The sequence below is a fragment of the Pseudomonas retamae genome, from assembly GCF_043496865.1.
Taxonomy (GTDB): domain Bacteria; phylum Pseudomonadota; class Gammaproteobacteria; order Pseudomonadales; family Pseudomonadaceae; genus Aquipseudomonas; species Aquipseudomonas retamae.
This window is the reverse complement of the sequence record NZ_JBIEIL010000003.1, coordinates 763,863-781,480: the sequence shown is the minus strand read 5'-3', so window position 1 is coordinate 781,480 and position 17,618 is coordinate 763,863. Positions and strand designations below refer to the sequence as shown.

Below are 17,618 nucleotides of genomic sequence, written 5' to 3'. Positions count from 1 at the left end.
ATCGTCATGGCCAAACCTGGATTTCGCCTCGCGCTGTTTGCCACTCTGCTGGCGCTGATCGTGGTGCTGCTCGGCGCCTATACGCGCCTGACCCATGCCGGCCTCGGCTGCCCCGACTGGCCGGGTTGCTACGGGTTTATCAGCGTGCCGAAAAGCGAGGCGCAACTGGCCCATGCCGAACTGCATTACCCGGACGCCCCGGTGGAAGCGCACAAGGGCTGGAACGAGATGATTCACCGCTACTTCGCCGGCACACTCGGGTTGCTGATTGCCGTATTGGCCGGGCGCGCCTGGGTCAATCGCCGCCATCCGGGGCTGCCGTTGAAGCTGCCGTTGTTTCTGCTGGCGGTTGTGTTTGCGCAAGCGGCGTTCGGCATGTGGACGGTGACGCTCAAGCTCTGGCCGCAAGTGGTCACCGGGCATTTGCTCGGTGGCTTTGCGACCTTGAGCCTGCTGTTTCTGCTGACGCTGCGTCTGTCCGGCGTGTTGCCAGCGCTGACCGTGCCCCGGCGCTTGCAATATTGGGCCACGGCCGGACTGTTGCTGGTGATCGGCCAGATCGCTCTCGGCGGCTGGGTCAGTTCCAACTACGCCGCCGTGGCGTGCATCGACTTCCCGACCTGCCACGGGCAATGGCTGCCGCCAGCGGATTTCGCCAACGGTTTTCACCTGACGCAACACATCGGCCCGAATTATCTGGGCGGCCAACTCGATAGCGATGCGCGTACAGCCATTCATCTCACCCATCGCATCGGCGCGCTGCTGGTGACTGTCGTGCTGCTCGGTCTGGCCTGGCAGTTGAAAGTGGTCGGCATGACGCGTCTGGCCGGGCTGGTGCTGGTGGCCCTCAGCGCACAGATCACTCTCGGGATCAGCAATGTGCTGTTCCATCTGCCGCTGGCGGTGGCGGTGGCGCACAACATCGGTGGCGCGGCGCTGTTGCTGAGCATGGTGCTGGTCAATTATCACGCGCGCACCAGCCTGGTCCGGGTCACGCAACCGGTGCTTGCACGCTGGCACCTCAGCCCGCGTAAACACGCGGTCGCGCCCATTGCCTTGAAAGGAGAAACGCCATGGCGAGTCTGACCGGCACGCGCGCGACGCAAGCGCTGTGGCGCGATTATCTGGAGCTGACCAAACCGAAAGTCGTGGTGCTGATGCTGATCACCTCGCTGGTCGGCATGTTTCTCGCCACCCGCGCCGGCGTGCCGTGGACGGTGCTGGTGTTCGGCAACCTCGGTATTGCGCTGTGCGCGGGCGGCGCGGCGGCGGTCAATCATGTGGTCGATCGGCGCATCGATGCGGTAATGGCGCGAACACACAAACGGCCGCTGGCAGAGGGCCGGGTTTCACCGGCGGCAGCGCTGACCTTTGCGCTGGTGCTGGCGCTGCTCGGTCAGGCCTTGTTGTTGACCTTCACCAATCCGCTGACGGCGTGGCTGACCCTCGCCTCGTTGCTTGGTTACGCGGTGATCTACACCGGTTTCCTCAAACGTGCGACGCCGCAGAACATCGTCATCGGCGGCCTCGCCGGCGCCGCCCCGCCCTTGCTCGGCTGGACCGCCGCTACCGGCCATGTCAGCGCCGAACCGCTGCTGCTGGTGCTGATCATCTTCGCCTGGACGCCGCCGCACTTCTGGGCGCTGGCGATTCATCGCAAGGAGGAATACGCCAAGGCCGATATTCCGATGCTGCCGGTAACCCACGGCGAGCACTACACCAAAGTGCACATTCTGCTGTACACCTTCGCGCTGCTGGCGGTGAGTCTGTTGCCGTACGTGATTCACATGAGCGGCATGCTCTACCTGATCTGCGCCCTCGCCCTCGGCGCGAGGTTTCTGCAATGGGCCGTGGTGCTGTACCGTGGCACTCGGCCGCACGCGGCGATCAACACCTTCAAGTACTCTATTTATTACTTGTTCCTGTTGTTCATCGCCCTGCTCGTAGACCACTACTTACTGTTGAACCTATGACCCGAACCCAGAAAACCGTTTTCATCCTCGTCGCCGTGATCGCGCTGATCCTGGGCCTGACCGTCAACAAAGTGCTGAGCGGCAAAGGCCAGGGCGACCCGACCGCGCTGATCGACGCCGGGATCATTCTGCTGCCGCAAAGCCGCACCCTGCCGGACGTGACGATGACCGATCAGGACGGCAAACCTGTCGCCATTGATGAGTTGCAGGGCAAATGGAGCCTGTTGTTTTTCGGCTATACCTTCTGCCCGGACATCTGCCCGACCACGCTTGCGCAACTGCGCCAGATCAAGAGCGAATTGCCCAAGGATGCGGTGGATAAATTGCAGATCGTGCTGGTCAGTGTTGACCCGAACCGCGATACGCCGAAGCAGTTGAAGCAGTACCTGGGCTATTTCGATCCGCAGTTCATCGGCCTGACACCGTCGTCGATCGAGGAGCTGCAGAAGGTTGCCAATGCGGTGAGCATTCCGTTTATTCCGGCCGACACCAGCAAACCGAATTACACGGTGGATCACAGCGGCAACCTCGCGGTGATCGGCCCGGATGGCAGGCAGCGCGGGTTTATTCGGGCGCCGCTGAATAATGCCAAGCTGGTTGCGCAGTTGCCGGTGATGCTTGAGCGCAAGTAAGGCGTTAGTGCCTAAAAGCAAAAGCCCCTCACCCTAGCCCTCTCCCAGAGGGAGAGGGGACTGATTGGGGGATATTCAGGAGTTACGCCGACCTGTAAAGCCCGTGCTGAATCCATAATCGACCCGATCTTCCAGGTCGATGTATGACGCAAGACATATCGGTCGGCCCCCTCTCCCTCTGGGAGAGGGCTGGGGTGAGGGGAAGCTTCAAAGCAGGTCGCAAGCCAGGCACCAGATACAAAAAAGGGGACGCTCATGGCGTCCCCTTCTTCATTGCAGCAACCGAAATCAAAACGCCGGCAATACCGCGCCCTTGTACTTCTCGGTGATGAACTGCTTCACCTCCGGGCTGTGCAGCGCTGCAGCCAGTTTCTTCATCGCGTCGCTGTCCTTGTTGTCCGCGCGGGACACGAGGATGTTCACGTACGGCGAGTCGTTACCTTCGATCACCAGCGCATCCTTGGACGGATCAAGCTTGGCTTCCAGCGCGTAGTTGGTGTTGATCAGTGCCAGATCGACCTGGGTCAGCACACGCGGGATGGTTGCCGCTTCTAGCTCACGGAATTTCAGGTCTTTCGGGTTTTCCGCGATGTCTTTGATGGTCGACAGAATGTTGGTCGGATCCTTCAAAGTGATCACGCCGGCCTTGGCCAGCAGCAACAGCGCACGACCGCCGTTGGTGGCGTCGTTCGGGATGACCACGTTGGCGCCGCCTGGCAACTCTTCGATTTTCTTGTACTTGCTCGAATAGGCGCCCAGCGGCTCCAGGTGTACTCCGGTCACGGCAACCAGGCTGGTGCCCTTGGCCTTGTTGAACTCATCGAGGTACGGCTGGTGCTGGAAGAAGTTCGCGTCCAGGCGCTTTTCCGCCACCTGCACGTTTGGCTGAATGTAGTCGGTAAAGACCTTGACCTTCAGATCCACGCCTTCTTTGGCCAGAGCCGGTTTGACGAACTCGAGGATTTCCGCGTGCGGCACTGGGGTGGCGGCGACGGTCAGGGTTTCGGCGTGGGCCGAGAATGCTGCAACGGCAGCGAAAGCAGCGATCAGTTTTTTCATTCAGCGAACTCCTTGTGAGGGCGCCCGCCAGCGAATGGCCCGCGCCTCTCTTGATTAAAAAACCGCTTATTTGCGCGAGAAATGCACGACCAGTCGGTCGCCGACCATCTGCAACACCTGCACCAGAATCAGCAGCAGCACGACGGTGACGATCATCACGTCGGTCTGGAAACGCTGGTAACCGAAACGGATCGCCAGGTCGCCCAGCCCACCGGCGCCGACCACACCGGCCATTGCCGTGTAGGACACCAGTGTAATCGCTGTCACGGTAATCGCCGCGAAGATGCCCGGACGGGCTTCCGGCAGCAAGGCGTTCATGATGATCTGCCGCGTGGTCGCGCCCATCGACTGGGTCGCTTCGATGATGCCGCGATCGACTTCGCGCAGCGCGGTTTCAACCAGGCGCGCGAAGAACGGTGTCGCACCCACGACCAATGGTGGAATCGCCCCGGCCACACCCAGCGAGGTGCCGGTGATCAGCACGGTGAACGGGATCATCACGATCAGCAGGATGATGAATGGCAGGGAACGCAGGATGTTCACCATAACCGACAGGATCGCGTAGAGGACTCGGTTCTCCAGCAACTGACGTGGGCTGCAGAGAAACAGCAGCACGCCCAGTGGCAGACCGAGCAGAACCGTAAACAACAGCGAGCCACCGAGCATCAGCAGGGTGTCGTTGGTGGCGAGGCCGATTTCGAGCCAGTCGATGTTCTGAAAGAACAGCTTGATGGCTTCTATCGCGGCGTCGTATTGCTTGATTGCAGCGTCAAACATTTCCATTAGCGCAATACCTCCATGTGAACGTCAGCGGCGGTGAAGCGGGCGAAAGCCGCTTCCATGTCGCCACCGGTGACGGCGAGGGTCAATTGCCCGTACGGAATGTCTTTGATGCGGTCGATGCGGCCGGCAAGGATGCTGTAGTCGACGCCGGTCTCCCGGGCGACGGTACCGAGCAACGGCGCGTAGGTCGCTTCGCCCTGGAAGGTCAGACGCACGATGCGGCCCGGCACATGGGCGAAATCGTCACGCTGCTCGCTTTCGTCGATCTGCTCGCTTTCCTGGACGAAACGCTTGGTGGTCGGGTGCTGCGGATGCAGGAACACATCGGCCACCGAACCCTGCTCGACGATCACACCGGCGTCCATCACCGCCACCTGATCGCAGACGCGACGGATCACATCCATCTCATGGGTGATCAGGACGATGGTCAGTTTCAGTTCGCGGTTGATCTCGGCCAGCAGTTGCAGCACCGAGGCGGTGGTCTGCGGGTCGAGGGCACTGGTGGCCTCGTCGCACAGCAGAATTTTCGGCTTGGTCGCCAGGGCGCGGGCGATGCCGACGCGCTGCTTTTGGCCACCGGACAGCTGCGCCGGATACTTCTTCGCGTGATCGGACAGACCGACCCGCGCGAGCAATTCGGCGACGCGTTTGTCGATATCGCTGCCCGACAGTTCGCCAGCCAGGGTCAGCGGCAACGCGACGTTGTCAGCGACGGTCTTCGACGCCAGCAGGTTGAAGTGCTGGAAGATCATCCCGACTTGCTGGCGGAAACGGCGCAAGCCGTTGGCGTCCAGCGCGGTGACTTCTTCGCCGTCGACAATGATCTGGCCGCCGCTGGAATCTTCCAGGCGATTGATCAGACGCAGCAGGGTACTTTTTCCCGCACCGGAATGGCCAATCAGGCCGAATACCTGACCGTTCTCGATGGTGAGACTGGTCGGGTGCAGCGCGGGGATGTCCTTACCGGCGACGCGGTAAGTCTTGTGCACGTTTTGAAACTCGATCACGTAGCGAACCTTGTGGGGCGCGTTGGAAAAGGATCAGCGGTTAGCCGGGCGCGCATTTTAGCCTGTCCGTATAGAGGTTCTTAGCATTTATTTCGCAATTAACCTTCGATTTGGCAATAACACGATCAAAGGTCAGATAAACGGAACGGCTGAAACGCTCGCCAGTCACTAAGTAAGCGACTTCAAACCCTGGGTGCCGTGCCCGGGAATCACTCAAGGGTCTGCGGAAGGCATCCGGGGCCAAACGAGGAGTTTACGTCTGATGAGCATCAAAAAGCCTGCACCCGCTAAAAGCGAACTGGCCGGGACCGATACCCCGGATCGCGCCAACACCAACGCCAAGCTCGACAGCCTGGAAGAATTCCGTTCCGACGCCACCGGTCAGGCGTTGCGCACCAATCAGGGTGTGAAGATCGCCGATAACCAGAACACGCTCAAAGCCGGGCCGCGCGGGCCGTCGCTGCTGGAAGACTTCATCATGCGTGAGAAAATCACGCACTTTGACCATGAGCGCATTCCCGAGCGTATTGTTCACGCCCGCGGCACCGGGGCCCATGGTTTCTTCCAGAGTTACGAGAACCATGCGGCACTGACCAAAGCTGGTTTCCTGCAGGACCCGGGCAAGAAAACCCCGGTATTCGTGCGCTTTTCCACGGTGCAGGGCCCACGTGGTTCCGGCGACACCGTGCGTGACGTACGCGGGTTTGCGGTGAAGTTCTTTACCGACGAAGGCAATTTCGATCTGGTCGGCAACAACATGCCGGTGTTCTTCATTCAGGACGCGATCAAGTTTCCCGACTTCGTCCACGCGGTGAAACCTGAACCGCATAACGAAATTCCTACCGGCGGCTCGGCTCACGACACCTTCTGGGACTTCGTCTCGCTGGTGCCGGAATCGGCGCACATGGTGATCTGGGCGATGTCCGACCGGGCGATCCCGAAAAGCCTGCGCAGCATGCAGGGCTTCGGCGTGCACACCTTCCGTCTGATCAACGCCGAGGGCAAATCGCGCTTCGTCAAATTCCATTGGCGTCCGACTGCCGGCACCTGCTCGCTGGTCTGGGACGAGGCGCAGAAGCTTGCTGGTAAAGACACCGACTACCACCGTCGGGACCTGTGGGAGTCGATCGAAATGGGCGACTACCCGGAATGGGAGCTCGGCGTACAGATCGTCGAGGAGGAAAACGAACATGCCTTCGATTTCGACATCCTCGACCCAACCAAGATCATTCCGGAAGAAATCGTACCGATCACGCCGCTGGGCAAAATGACCCTCAACCGCAACCCGGACAACTTCTTTGCCGAAGTCGAGCAGATCGCGTTCTGCCCGGGGCATATCGTGCCGGGCATCGATTTTTCCAACGACCCGCTGCTGCAAGGCCGGCTGTTTTCCTACACCGACACGCAAATCAGCCGACTCGGCGGGCCGAACTTTCATGAGTTGCCGATCAACCGCCCGGTCGCGCCGTTCCACAACGGCCAGCGTGACGCGCAGCATCGCACCACCATCGACAAGGGCCGCGCCTCCTATGAGCCGAACTCGATCGATGGCGGCTGGCCGAAAGAGACCCCGCCGGCCGCGCAGGACGGTGGTTTCGAAAGCTATCCGGAGCGCATCGACGCCGCCAAGATCCGCCAGCGCAGCGAATCGTTCAGTGATCACTTTTCTCAGGCGCGGCTGTTTTTCAACAGCATGAGCGATCACGAGAAGGAGCACATCATCGCCGCCTACAGCTTCGAGCTGGGCAAGGTCGAGCGTGAGTTCATCCGCGCACGGGAAGTGAACGAGATTCTCGCCAATATCGACCTGACCCTGGCCAAGCGCGTCGCGGAAAACCTCGGGTTGCCAGCGCCAAGCAAAGGCACCGTCGAGGTGCGCAAAACCTCACTGGAACGCTCGCCAGCGCTGAGCCAGGCCAACCTGCTGCCAGGTGATATCAAGACGCGCAAAGTGGCGATCCTCGCTGCCAATGGCGTAGACAGCGCGGCCATCGATGCGATGAAAAAAGCGCTGAAAGCCGAAGGCGCCCACGCCAAAGTGCTCGGCCCGACGTCAGCGCCGGTGAAAACTGCGGACGGCAAGGCATTGCCAGTGGATGCGTCGATGGAGGGCATGCCGTCGATCGCCTTCGACGCGGTGTTCGTGCCGGGTGGCGCGGCGTCGATCAAGGCGCTGAGCGCTGACGGTGTGGCGTTGCATTACTTGCTCGAGGCCTACAAGCACCTGAAGGCGATTGCGCTGCATGGCGACGCCAAGCAATTGCAGGACTTGCTCAAACTGGAGGCGGATGCCGGGTTGTTGCAGGGCGCGGATGTAGGGGCGTTGACCAAGCCGTTCTTTGCCGCGATTGGCGAGCATCGGGTTTGGGCGCGGGAGCCTAAGTCGAAAGCCATTCCGGCTTAAGATCTTTATAGACTGGGAGGGCGCTTTCGCGAGCAGGCTCGCTCCCACAGGTACTACATCAGACCTGTGGGAGCGGGCTTGCCCGCGATGCTTTTTATGGCTTGCGCGGGCTTAACACCATCTGCGCAGGCACCGTGCGCAAAATCTGCTTCTCGATCTGCAGATCAAAATCCGGATTCAGCTTTTTAACCCTTTTGCTCAGCAACGTCGCCAGCCACGGATAATCCGCTGTGCGCGGCGCCTGAATACTCACGGCACATTCATAATTCACTACATCGGCGGCGATCGCATCGAGTTGCCGCTGCAGCTTGTGAATATCGTGGATGTTCAGCGCAACCGTGGTGCTTTCGGCGGACGGATCGATCACCTTGGCTTTCGGCCGGGCTTCGGCAGCCAGCAGCGCCGCTTCGGCCTTTTCCAGCTCGGCCTTGCGCGCTTCGGTGATGGCGCCGTTGACGCCACCGGTCAGCGCTGGCGCCTTGGGCATCAGCACACGGGCGCGGCTTAACGCGGTCGCGGCGGCGTTGACATCGCCCTTTTGCAGCACGATCTGACTGCGGCGCAGGTACGCCTCGGCCAGTTGCCGCTGGTATTGCTCAAGGGATTGATCATTCGGGGTTTCAGCCTGCAAAGCGGCCAACTGGTCTTCGGCGGTGGCCAGTTCGCTGCTGGCCAGGCTTTGCTCCAGCTGTGCGATGGCCGTAGCCCGCGCGTCGGGGACTTCAGCCACCGGCGGCGTGCTTTGGCAGGCGCCCAGCAGCACGGAAAATGCGACAAGGAGCAGATAACGGGAGGCGAACGGCTTCATTCCTGCGACTCTCTAATTGCGCAAAAAGCGAGCAAGTCTACACCCCTCGACGGGGCAGAACAAAACTCAGCAGAAACAGTGCGGCGGCCGTCACAACGATTGACGGCCCCGCCGGGGTGTCCTTGAACCACGACAGCGCCAGCCCGCCGCACACCGCGAGCATGCCCAGCAGGCTCGCGCCCAGCGCCATTTGCTCGGGCGAACGGGCGTGACGCTGTGCCGCAGCCGCCGGGATGATCAGCAGCGAAGTAATCAGCAACACTCCGACGATTTTCATCGCCACCGCGATCACCACCGCGATCAGCAACATCAGCGCCATGCGCAGGCCGGCCACCGGCAGGCCTTCGACTCGCGCCAGTTCTTCGTGCACGGTGACCGCCAGCAAGGGCCGCCACAGCGTGACCAGCAACACCAGCACCGCTGCCGTGCCGCCGAGAATCCACGCCAGATCGGTCGGGCTGATCGCCAGCAGGTCGCCGAACAGATAGGCCATCAGGTCGATCCGCACTTCATGCATGAAGCTTAGTACCACCAGACCGAGCGAGAGGGTGCTCGGCGCAAGAATTCCCAACAGCGTGTCGGAGGCCAGCGGCTGGCGCTGCTGCAAGGTCACCAGCAGCACCGCCAGCAGCAGGCAACCGACCGTCACCGCCACCGTCGGGCTGACATCCAGCAAAAAGCCCAGCGCCACGCCGAGCAGCGCGGCGTGGGACAGGGTGTCGCCGAAATAGGCCATGCGCCGCCACACTACGAACGAACCCAGCGGCCCCGCCACCAGCGCCAGTGCCAGACCTGCAAGCAGGGCGTACAACAGAAAATCAGCCATGCTTGCAGTGGTCTCCGTGAACATGGGGTTGCCCGGCAACCGGGCCTTTGACCACCGAACCGTGCAGGTCGTGAGCGTGATCGTGGTGGTGCTGATAGATCGCCAGGCTCGGCGCGTTCTTGCCGAACAGCTCGACGAACGCCGGATCGCCGCTGACCTGCTCGGGATGCCCGGAGCAGCAGACGTGACGATTGAGGCAGACCACCTGATCGGTGGTGCTCATGACCAGATGAAGATCGTGGGAAACCATCAGCACGCCGCAACCGTGACGGTCGCGCAGGCGGGTGATCAGGCTGTACAGCTCGGCCTGCCCGGCAACGTCGACGCCTTGTACCGGCTCGTCGAGTACCAGCAGCTCCGGCTCGCGCAGCAATGCCCGAGCGAGCAATACGCGCTGCATTTCCCCGCCGGAAACACTTTGCACCGGGCTGTCGATCACATGTTCGGCGCCGACCTCCTTCAACGCGGCCAATGCACGCGGACGATCAACGCCGGGCACCAGACGCAGAAAGCGCAACACCGAAAGCGGCAGGGTCGGATCGACATGCAGTTTTTGCGGCATGTAGCCGACGCGCAGTTTCGGCTTGCGCCAGACACTGCCGCTGTCCGGTTTGAGCAAGCCGAGCACGGCGCGCACCAGTGTGGTCTTGCCGGCGCCGTTGGGCCCGATCAGCGTGACGATCTGCCCCGGTTCGACGCTCAGCTCGATGTTGTCCAGCACGGTCTGCCCGGCAAATGTGACGGCGACCTGTTCCAGACGGATCAGCGCGTTGCTCATCAAGCCCCCTGGCAACCGGAGCAGAGGCCGACGACTTCGACGGTCTGCGCTTCAACGATGAAGCCAACATCCCTGGCGCTGTTGATGATCGCGTCGCTGATCACTTTTTGTTCAAGCTCGATGGCGGCGTGGCAAACCCGGCAGATCAGGAACTGGCCCTGATGCGCGTGTTCCGGGTGGACGCAGCCGACGAAGGCGTTGAGCGAAGAGATGCGGTGCACCAGACCGTTTTCCAGAAGGAAATCCAGCGCCCGATAAACGGTCGGTGGCGCGGCGCGGCGGCCGTCCTGCTCGCTCAGCACGGCCAGAATGTCATAGGCACCCAGCGGCTTGTGGCTCTGCCAGACCAGTTCCAGCACCCGCCGGCGCAAGGCAGTCAGGCGCAAGCCTTTCTGGGCGCACAGGGTATCGGCCTCGGACAACGCGCTGTGCACGCAATGTGAGTGGTCGTGGGGACGGCTGGCAATCGGTGTAATAGGCATGGGCGGCGACGAGTTTTGATAGAGACGTTATTATGTTACCCGTTCTCGCCTCCTTGAGTGGTCATCGTGTCCCGACTTTTTTCTGTTTTTGTGGCTTTTATCGCCAGTTTCCTGCTGATCGGCTCGGCTCAGGCCGAAGTCAAAGTGCTCACCAGCATCAAGCCGTTGCAGCTGATTGCCGCAGCCGTGCAGGACGGTGTGGCGGTTCCCGAAGTGCTGCTGCCACCGGGCGCCTCGCCGCATAACTATGCGCTACGCCCATCCGACGTACGGAAGGTGCAGTCGGTCGATCTGCTGTACTGGATCGGTCCGGACATGGAAGGTTTCCTGCCACGCGTACTCAATGGCCGCAAGCTGCCAAGCGTCGCGGTGCAGGATCTGCCGGGGCTGAAACTGCGGCATTTCGCCGAAGACAACCATTCCCACGCCGAAGAAACCGACGACCATGATCACGATCACCGCCCCGGCTCGCTGGATGCGCACCTGTGGCTGTCACCGGTGAATGCCCGGGTGATCGCCGACAAAATGGCCGCCGACCTGAGCACTGCCGACCCGACCAATGCCGAGCGTTATCAGCACAATGCCAAGGCGTTCGATGAGCGTCTGGATGCCTTGGATCAACGCTTGAAGAAGCGTCTGGCCAATGTCGAGGGCAAGCCGTACTTCGTCTTTCACGAGGCGTTTGATTATTTCGAAGACGCCTATGGCCTGAAGCACGCCGGGGTGTTCGCGGTAGCGGCTGAAGTGCAGCCAGGCGCCCAGCATGTCGCGGCGATGCGCACGCGCTTGCAGGAAGTCGGCAAGACCTGTGTGTTCAGCGAACCACCGCTGCGTCCGCGTTTGGCGGAAACATTGGTCGCCGGCCTGCCGGTGAAGCTGGCGGAGCTGGATGCGCTGGGTGGTTACACGCCGGCGACGGCTCAGGGTTATGAGCAGGTGCTGGAGAAGTTGGGGAATGATCTGGCGGGTTGCCTGGAATCGCTCTGACCGACATCCTTGTGGGAGCGAGCCTGCTCGCAAAAGCGCTGGGTCAGTCAACATACATGCTGAATGGACCTCCGCCTTCGCGAGCAGGCTCGCTCCCACAGGAATCAACGAAACCCTGCTCGCGAAGCTTTTAAAGGGCAAAGGGCAACGGTGTATTGACCTGCTGCCGCTGCGCCAACCGCTGCTCGAATTCCTGCGGATCGTGAATCAACACGTCCTGCCCGGCAAACTGCTCGGCGGCGATCAACCGCGACAGCCAGAACCGCACACAGGCGACGCGCAGCATCGTCGGCCACAACTCGGCCTCCGCTGCAGTGAACGGGCGCAGCGCCGCGTACGCACCGAGAAACGCTCGGGCACGCGGACCATCGATTACGCCTGCCTCATCCGAACACCAGTCGTTCAGGGCAATCGCTACGTCGTAGAGCATCGGCCCCGAGCAGGCGTTGTAGAAGTCGATCAGCCCGGTCAGGTGCGTGCCTTCGAACATGGCGTTATCGCGAAACAGATCGGCGTGAATATTCGCCCGAGGCAGCGCGAGGATCAGCTCCTTCTGCGCGGTGATTTCATCCAGAGCTTTTTGCAGCAGGGCCTGCGGTTCACCGCTCAGGTGCGACAAGAATTCGCCACCCTCCTCCAGCATCCAGTCCAGGCCGCGATCAGTCTTGCGCTTGATCATGCGCTCGCCCTGAGTGGCCAGGTGCAGATGCGCCTGCAACTCGCCGACCTGCGCGCAATGCTGGGCATTGGCGACCTTGATGTGCTTACCGGCCAGACGCGGTTGCAGCAGCGCCGGTTTGCCTTTCAATTCGCGCAACGCCACGCCGTCCGTGGTGCGCAGCGCGTAGGGCACCGGCAGATCAGCTTGGTGCAGCACATCGAGCAGGTCGATGAAAAACGGCATTTCCTGCACCGGCCCGCGCTCAACCAGGGTCAGGACAAACTCGCCCTGCTCCAGGCTGACGAAGAAATTGGTGTTTTCGCTGCCGGCGGCGATCCCCTGGAAATCGAGCAGACGGCCGAGCCCGTAAGGGGCGAGAAAGGTTTCCAGCTCGGGCCGAGCCAGGGGCGTGAACACAGACATGGTTAAAACTGCTCAGTTCAGGCGCCGCGCTCAGGCGACGCCGATTAAAAAGTCGGGAATCTTACTTCCAGGTAAAGATTTCCCACGACGGAATCAGCATATCCGGCTGGTCAGATCGGATGTAATTGGCGTCCGAACCATCGGCGCGCACCAGGAAATACGGTTTGCCTTTCTTGGGCGTGACCTTGATCGCATAGACAAAGCCATTTCGGCTGTATTCCTGAATGGTCTTGTCGCCCTCCGTGCGGATGGTGACCTCGGGGTCTCCCCCCGGCGCATCATCCGCCGCCATCGCGGCCAACGGTGAGACAGCAATCAGACCGACCAGCAGCAAGCGATTTAACGTACGCATGATAACCTTGTCCCTTTGTCGTCAACGGTCCCGCTATTCTAGCCCCGGACCCGCCGAAAAGGTTGATCCTGCTCATGAGCCAAGCCCCCCTCGTCCTGGTGGACGGTTCGTCTTACCTGTACCGCGCCTTCCACGCACTGCCACCGCTGACCACCTCCAAAGGCCTGCCGACCGGTGCGGTCAAGGGCGTGCTGAACATGCTCAAGAGTCTGCGCAAGCAGTACCCGGACAGCCCGTTCGCCGTGGTGTTCGACGCCAAGGGCGGGACATTTCGCGATGCGATGTACGCCGAATACAAAGCCAACCGCCCAAGCATGCCCGACGACATGCGCGTGCAGATCGAGCCGCTGCACCAGAGTGTGATCGCCCTCGGTTTCCCGCTGCTGTGCGTGGACGGCGTCGAGGCCGACGACGTCATCGGCACCCTCGCCCGCAGCAGCGCGGCGGCGGATCGTCCGGTGATCATCTCGACCGGCGACAAAGACATGGCGCAACTGGTCGACGGGCACATTACCTTGGTCAACACCATGTCCGGTAGCTCGATGGATGTGGAGGGCGTGAAGGAGAAATTCGGCGTCGCTCCGGAACAGATCATCGATTATCTGGCACTGATGGGCGATTCGTCCGACAACATTCCGGGCGTTCCCGGCATCGGCCCGAAAACCGCATCCGGCCTGCTGGTCGGGGTCAATGGCGGCCTGACTGAGCTGTACGCCAACCTCGACATCGTCCCGAGCCTGCCGATTCGCGGCGCCAAGACCCTGCCGGCCAAGCTTGAAGAGCACAAGGAGATGGCATTCCTCTCCTATCAATTGGCGACCATCAAGATCGACGTGCCGCTGGATATCGGCCTCGATGACCTGCAGATGGGCCCGGAAGACCCAGCCAAACTGTACGAGTTGTACACCCTGCTGGAATTCAAGAGCTGGCTCAACGACCTTGATCGCGACGCCAAGCGCCTGGAACTGAGCGCGGCGGCCCAACCGGCGCCCGCGCATGATCTGTTCAGCGCGGCCGCCGCCGAGGCACCCGCCGCGCCTGCTGAAGCCGCGTACGAAACCATCCTTGATCAGGCACGCTTTGACGTCTGGCTGGAAAAACTGCGCAACGCCAAGCTGTTCGCTTTCGACACCGAAACCACCGGCATCGACGCGCAGCAGGCGCAACTGGTCGGCCTGTCGTTCGCCGTACAGGCCAACGAAGCCGCCTATATCCCTCTGACCCACTCGTACATCGGCGTGCCGGAGCAACTGGATCGCGACAGCGTGTTGCGCGCACTCAAACCGATTCTCGAAGATCCGAACAAACTCAAGGTCGGCCAGCACGCCAAGTTCGACATGAACATCCTCGCCAACTGCGCTATCGGTGGCGATCAGAGTGAAGGCATCAACGTGCGCGGCATTGCCTTCGACACCATGCTCGAGTCCTACGTTCTCAACTCGACCGCGACCCGCCACGACATGGACAGCCTCGCGCTGAAATACCTGGACCACACCACCGTGAGCTTCCAGGACATTGCCGGCAAAGGCGCCAAGCAGCTGACCTTCGACCAGATCGCGCTGGAACAGGCCGGGCCCTATGCCGCCGAAGATGCCGACATCACTCTGCGCTTGCATCAGGCGTTGGTGGAAAAACTCAATGCGATTCCGAGTCTCGCCAGCGTACTCACCGATATCGAGATGCCGCTGGTGCCAGTACTGGCGCGCATCGAGCGCCAGGGCGCCTTCGTCGACGCCGAACTGCTGGGTATCCAGAGCATCGAGCTGGGCAACAAGATGGTCGCGCTGGAGCGCGAAGCGTTCGAAATCGCCGGTGAAGAATTCAATCTCGGTTCGCCAAAGCAGCTTGGCGTGATCCTCTACGAAAAGCTCGGCCTGCCGGTGCTGAAGAAGACTGCCAAAGGCCAGCCGTCCACCGCCGAAGAAGTGTTGGCGAAACTCGCCGAAGACGATCACCGCTTGCCGAAGGTGCTGATGGAGCACCGTTCTATGAGCAAGCTGAAAAGCACCTACACCGATCGCCTGCCGGAGCAGATCAACCCGCGCACCGGACGTATCCACACCTCGTACCATCAAGCCGTGGCATCGACCGGTCGCCTGTCTTCCAGCGATCCGAACCTGCAGAACATCCCGGTGCGCACCGCTGAAGGCCGGCGCATCCGCCAGGCTTTTGTGGCGCCGAAAGGTTATAAACTGCTGGCGGCGGACTATTCGCAGATCGAACTGCGGATCATGGCGCACCTGTCGCGCGACGAAGGCCTGATGAACGCCTTCCGCAACAACCTGGACGTGCACACCGCCACCGCTGCCGAAGTGTTCAAGGTTGAACTGCATGAAGTGAGTTCCGACCAGCGTCGCAGCGCCAAGGCGATCAACTTCGGCCTGATCTACGGCATGGGCGCGCAGAAACTGGGCAAGGACATCGGCGTCGACACCAAGACCGCCAAGGCCTACATCGACACCTATTTCGCCCGCTACCCGGGGGTTCGCGAATACATGGAGCGCACCCGGGCGCAGGCGGCGGATCAGGGTTACGTCGAGACCTTCTTCGGCCGTCGCCTGTACCTGCCCGAGATCAACTCGAACAAGCCGCAGGAACGCGCCGCCGCCGAGCGCACGGCAATCAACGCGCCGATGCAGGGCACGGCCGCCGACATCATCAAGAAAGCCATGGTCGCGGTGGACAATTGGCTGACGACGTCCGGGCTCGATGCCCGGGTCATCCTGCAGGTGCACGACGAACTGGTGCTGGAGGTGCGCGAGGATCTGGTCGAGCAGGTCAGCGCCGAGATTCGTCAGCACATGAGCGAAGCGGCGACCCTGGATGTGCCGTTGCTGGTGGAAGTGGGTGTAGGCAACAACTGGGATGAGGCGCACTGAGACGCGTGCCCTGCCGCGACCAGCGTCGCGGCAAACCCTTTGAAAGCGGGCTTAGACCTGAAAATGCCGGGAGCTATTCCAAAGTTTTCGAAAAAAATCTGAACTAATCTGGCGACCGAGCACTCAGAGGTACTGAATGGCTGGTGAAGCCCTTCGATGCTCCTATGTTGTGTTAAGTGTTGGCAGATATCTGAACCCCGCCCTAGCGGTTCGGAACTTGAACCCCGGAATTCGACCTCCCCACTGAATCCCGGGGCTTTTTTTTGCCCCAAAACTGGCTGTGATGCCGTCATGCTGCGTTAAAGGCACCGCTAAAAATGCTCATTTAGGTCCCCTAAACTCCGCTTTTTAGCGATGCCTTTGCCTTGCCTGACAGCGCCACAGCCAGTTTTGAACTCGCCTTACTCCGCAGCAGCGGCCTCGGTGTTTTTGTCGGCCAGTTCCATCCAGTCGGCCAGGACGGTGTAGGCCTCTTCCAGGCCCATGCGTTTTGGCGCGGAGAACAGCTGGATGGTGATCGAGTCGCCCCAGCCTTTGCGGATTTCCGACTGTACTTTCAGCAACGTGTTTTTTGCCGCGCCGTAGGTGAGCTTGTCGGCCTTGGTCAGCAGGATGTGCATCGGCATGCCAGCGGCGACGGCCCAGTCGAGCATCAGCAGGTCGAAGTCGGTCATTGGATGGCGGATGTCCATCATCAGAATCAGACCTTTCAGACTCTCCCGGCCACCGAGGTAAGCCTCGAGGTGACGCTGCCAGTGTTGCTTGAGCGGGATCGGTACTTTTGCGTAACCGTAGCCCGGCAGGTCGACCAGACGCCGATCATCGTCTAGCTTGAAGAAATTCAATAGCTGCGTGCGACCCGGGGTTTTCGAGGTCCGCGCCAGGCTGGCGTGGGTCAAAGTGTTCAATGCGCTGGATTTACCGGCATTGGAACGACCGGCAAACGCCACTTCGAAGCCTTCGTCGTCAGGGCATTGATCGACTTTGGCGGCACTGAGCATGAACGTGGACTGTTGGCACAGGCCGAGGATGGGATTCTTGAGTTGCATGGGATTTCCGATGTGGGCGGCGCCGGGATTGGGCGCGGAACGCGGTGTCGCTTCCGTTTCAGTGACGCCAGTATATAATGCCGCAGATTTTGTGTGTGCTTTGTCCCAGCGAAGGATGAAGTTCACGAGAGCGACGAACCTTGATTGCGCACTAGAACGCAGATCGCTCTCAACCCTGAAAAGGTCGTTTTATGACGAAATGGCTGCTGGCTGCCGGAGTCTTGATGCCGCTTTACAGCGCACAGGCTACACAGGATCCGGAAGCAGTGTACAACCGTGTTTGTGGTGCCTGTCATTCCGGCCAACTACCCATGGCGCCCGCAAGAGGCGATCAGGAAGCTTGGACGCCGAGGTTGGCGAAAGGTATGGGGACGCTGGTGCAACACGTGACCCAGGGTTTCAAGGCGATGCCGCCGCGTGGTTTGTGCATGGACTGCAGTGCCGAGGATTACCAGGCCATCATCCTGTGGATGAGCGAGAGTAAACCCGGTCCATAACTTAACCCTTAGCCGTAG

17 protein-coding genes are annotated in these 17,618 nt (G+C 61.0%); 7 read left to right on the top strand and 10 right to left on the bottom strand.

Annotated features, from left to right (window positions below; translation table 11 throughout):
• Positions 1 to 6: 6 nt before the first annotated feature.
• From ACGSLL_RS08685 to ACGSLL_RS08675, 3 genes are read left to right on the top strand one after another with little or no spacing between them, the layout of a single operon-like run.
• Positions 7 to 1,086, top strand: coding sequence for a COX15/CtaA family protein (locus ACGSLL_RS08685; protein ID WP_394504901.1), 1,080 nt, complete (start codon positions 7 to 9; stop codon positions 1,084 to 1,086).
• Positions 1,074 to 1,973, top strand: a complete 900-nt coding sequence (gene cyoE, locus ACGSLL_RS08680; RefSeq protein WP_394504898.1) for a heme o synthase — start codon at positions 1,074 to 1,076, stop codon at positions 1,971 to 1,973. Before ACGSLL_RS08685 ends, cyoE begins: the two co-directional genes overlap by 13 nt.
• Positions 1,970 to 2,605, top strand: coding sequence for an SCO family protein (locus ACGSLL_RS08675; RefSeq protein WP_394504896.1), 636 nt, complete (start codon positions 1,970 to 1,972; stop codon positions 2,603 to 2,605). Before cyoE ends, ACGSLL_RS08675 begins: the two co-directional genes overlap by 4 nt.
• 288 nt (positions 2,606 to 2,893) lie before the next feature.
• On the opposite strand, the gene ACGSLL_RS08670 is transcribed toward ACGSLL_RS08675, so the two are convergent.
• The 3 genes from ACGSLL_RS08670 to ACGSLL_RS08660 all read right to left on the bottom strand — a co-directional run bounded on the left by ACGSLL_RS08670 (position 2,894) and on the right by ACGSLL_RS08660 (position 5,454).
• Positions 2,894 to 3,664, bottom strand: a complete 771-nt coding sequence (locus tag ACGSLL_RS08670) for a MetQ/NlpA family ABC transporter substrate-binding protein (protein ID WP_394504894.1) — start codon at positions 3,662 to 3,664, stop codon at positions 2,894 to 2,896.
• Between the two features lie 66 nt (positions 3,665 to 3,730).
• Positions 3,731 to 4,441: a methionine ABC transporter permease gene (locus tag ACGSLL_RS08665; protein ID WP_394505021.1), complete on the bottom strand. Its 711-nt coding sequence runs from the start codon at positions 4,439 to 4,441 to the stop codon at positions 3,731 to 3,733.
• Positions 4,442 to 4,446: 5 nt separating this feature from the next.
• Complete coding sequence (locus ACGSLL_RS08660; protein WP_394504892.1) at positions 4,447 to 5,454, bottom strand: methionine ABC transporter ATP-binding protein; 1,008 nt, start codon at positions 5,452 to 5,454, stop codon at positions 4,447 to 4,449.
• A 262-nt stretch (positions 5,455 to 5,716) separates the two neighbouring features.
• Here ACGSLL_RS08660 and katE point away from each other — a divergent pair, with 262 nt between their 5' ends.
• A complete protein-coding gene (katE, locus tag ACGSLL_RS08655; protein ID WP_394504890.1) occupies positions 5,717 to 7,858 on the top strand; it encodes a catalase HPII in 2,142 nt (713 codons plus the stop codon).
• 94 nt (positions 7,859 to 7,952) lie between these two features.
• Here the strand turns inward: katE and ACGSLL_RS08650 are convergent, their stop codons facing one another.
• From ACGSLL_RS08650 to ACGSLL_RS08635, 4 genes are read right to left on the bottom strand one after another with little or no spacing between them, the layout of a single operon-like run.
• Complete coding sequence (locus ACGSLL_RS08650) at positions 7,953 to 8,666, bottom strand: PA5502 family lipoprotein (RefSeq protein WP_394504888.1); 714 nt, start codon at positions 8,664 to 8,666, stop codon at positions 7,953 to 7,955.
• A gap of 37 nt (positions 8,667 to 8,703) precedes the next feature.
• On the bottom strand, positions 8,704 to 9,492 hold the full coding sequence (gene znuB / locus ACGSLL_RS08645; protein ID WP_090287957.1) for a zinc ABC transporter permease subunit ZnuB: 789 nt from the start codon (positions 9,490 to 9,492) through the stop codon (positions 8,704 to 8,706).
• Complete coding sequence (znuC, locus tag ACGSLL_RS08640; protein ID WP_394504885.1) at positions 9,485 to 10,270, bottom strand: zinc ABC transporter ATP-binding protein ZnuC; 786 nt, start codon at positions 10,268 to 10,270, stop codon at positions 9,485 to 9,487. Before znuC ends, znuB begins: the two co-directional genes overlap by 8 nt.
• Positions 10,270 to 10,752, bottom strand: coding sequence for a Fur family transcriptional regulator (locus ACGSLL_RS08635; RefSeq protein ID WP_090287953.1), 483 nt, complete (start codon positions 10,750 to 10,752; stop codon positions 10,270 to 10,272). The genes znuC and ACGSLL_RS08635 overlap by 1 nt, the downstream gene beginning before the upstream one ends.
• A 66-nt stretch (positions 10,753 to 10,818) precedes the next feature.
• Between ACGSLL_RS08635 and znuA the strand changes: the two genes are divergently transcribed.
• On the top strand, positions 10,819 to 11,739 hold the full coding sequence (znuA, locus tag ACGSLL_RS08630) for a zinc ABC transporter substrate-binding protein ZnuA (protein ID WP_394504882.1): 921 nt from the start codon (positions 10,819 to 10,821) through the stop codon (positions 11,737 to 11,739).
• Positions 11,740 to 11,869: 130 nt separating this feature from the next.
• Here the strand turns inward: znuA and ACGSLL_RS08625 are convergent, their stop codons facing one another.
• Together ACGSLL_RS08625 and ACGSLL_RS08620 are read right to left on the bottom strand one after the other, a co-directional pair.
• The gene (locus tag ACGSLL_RS08625; RefSeq protein WP_394504880.1) at positions 11,870 to 12,823 is read right to left on the bottom strand and encodes a homoserine kinase; all 954 of its coding nucleotides are present in this window, start codon (positions 12,821 to 12,823) and stop codon (positions 11,870 to 11,872) included.
• Between the two features lie 61 nt (positions 12,824 to 12,884).
• On the bottom strand, positions 12,885 to 13,175 hold the full coding sequence (locus ACGSLL_RS08620) for a DUF2782 domain-containing protein (RefSeq protein WP_024014988.1): 291 nt from the start codon (positions 13,173 to 13,175) through the stop codon (positions 12,885 to 12,887).
• Between the two features lie 74 nt (positions 13,176 to 13,249).
• Here ACGSLL_RS08620 and polA point away from each other — a divergent pair, with 74 nt between their 5' ends.
• Positions 13,250 to 16,054, top strand: coding sequence for a DNA polymerase I (gene polA / locus ACGSLL_RS08615; RefSeq protein ID WP_394504878.1), 2,805 nt, complete (start codon positions 13,250 to 13,252; stop codon positions 16,052 to 16,054).
• A 401-nt stretch (positions 16,055 to 16,455) separates the two neighbouring features.
• Here the strand turns inward: polA and yihA are convergent, their stop codons facing one another.
• On the bottom strand, positions 16,456 to 17,103 hold the full coding sequence (yihA, locus tag ACGSLL_RS08610; protein ID WP_093096291.1) for a ribosome biogenesis GTP-binding protein YihA/YsxC: 648 nt from the start codon (positions 17,101 to 17,103) through the stop codon (positions 16,456 to 16,458).
• Between the two features lie 191 nt (positions 17,104 to 17,294).
• Between yihA and ACGSLL_RS08605 the strand changes: the two genes are divergently transcribed.
• On the top strand, positions 17,295 to 17,600 hold the full coding sequence (locus tag ACGSLL_RS08605; RefSeq protein ID WP_016772347.1) for a c-type cytochrome: 306 nt from the start codon (positions 17,295 to 17,297) through the stop codon (positions 17,598 to 17,600).
• The last annotated feature ends 18 nt before the right edge of the window (positions 17,601 to 17,618 follow it).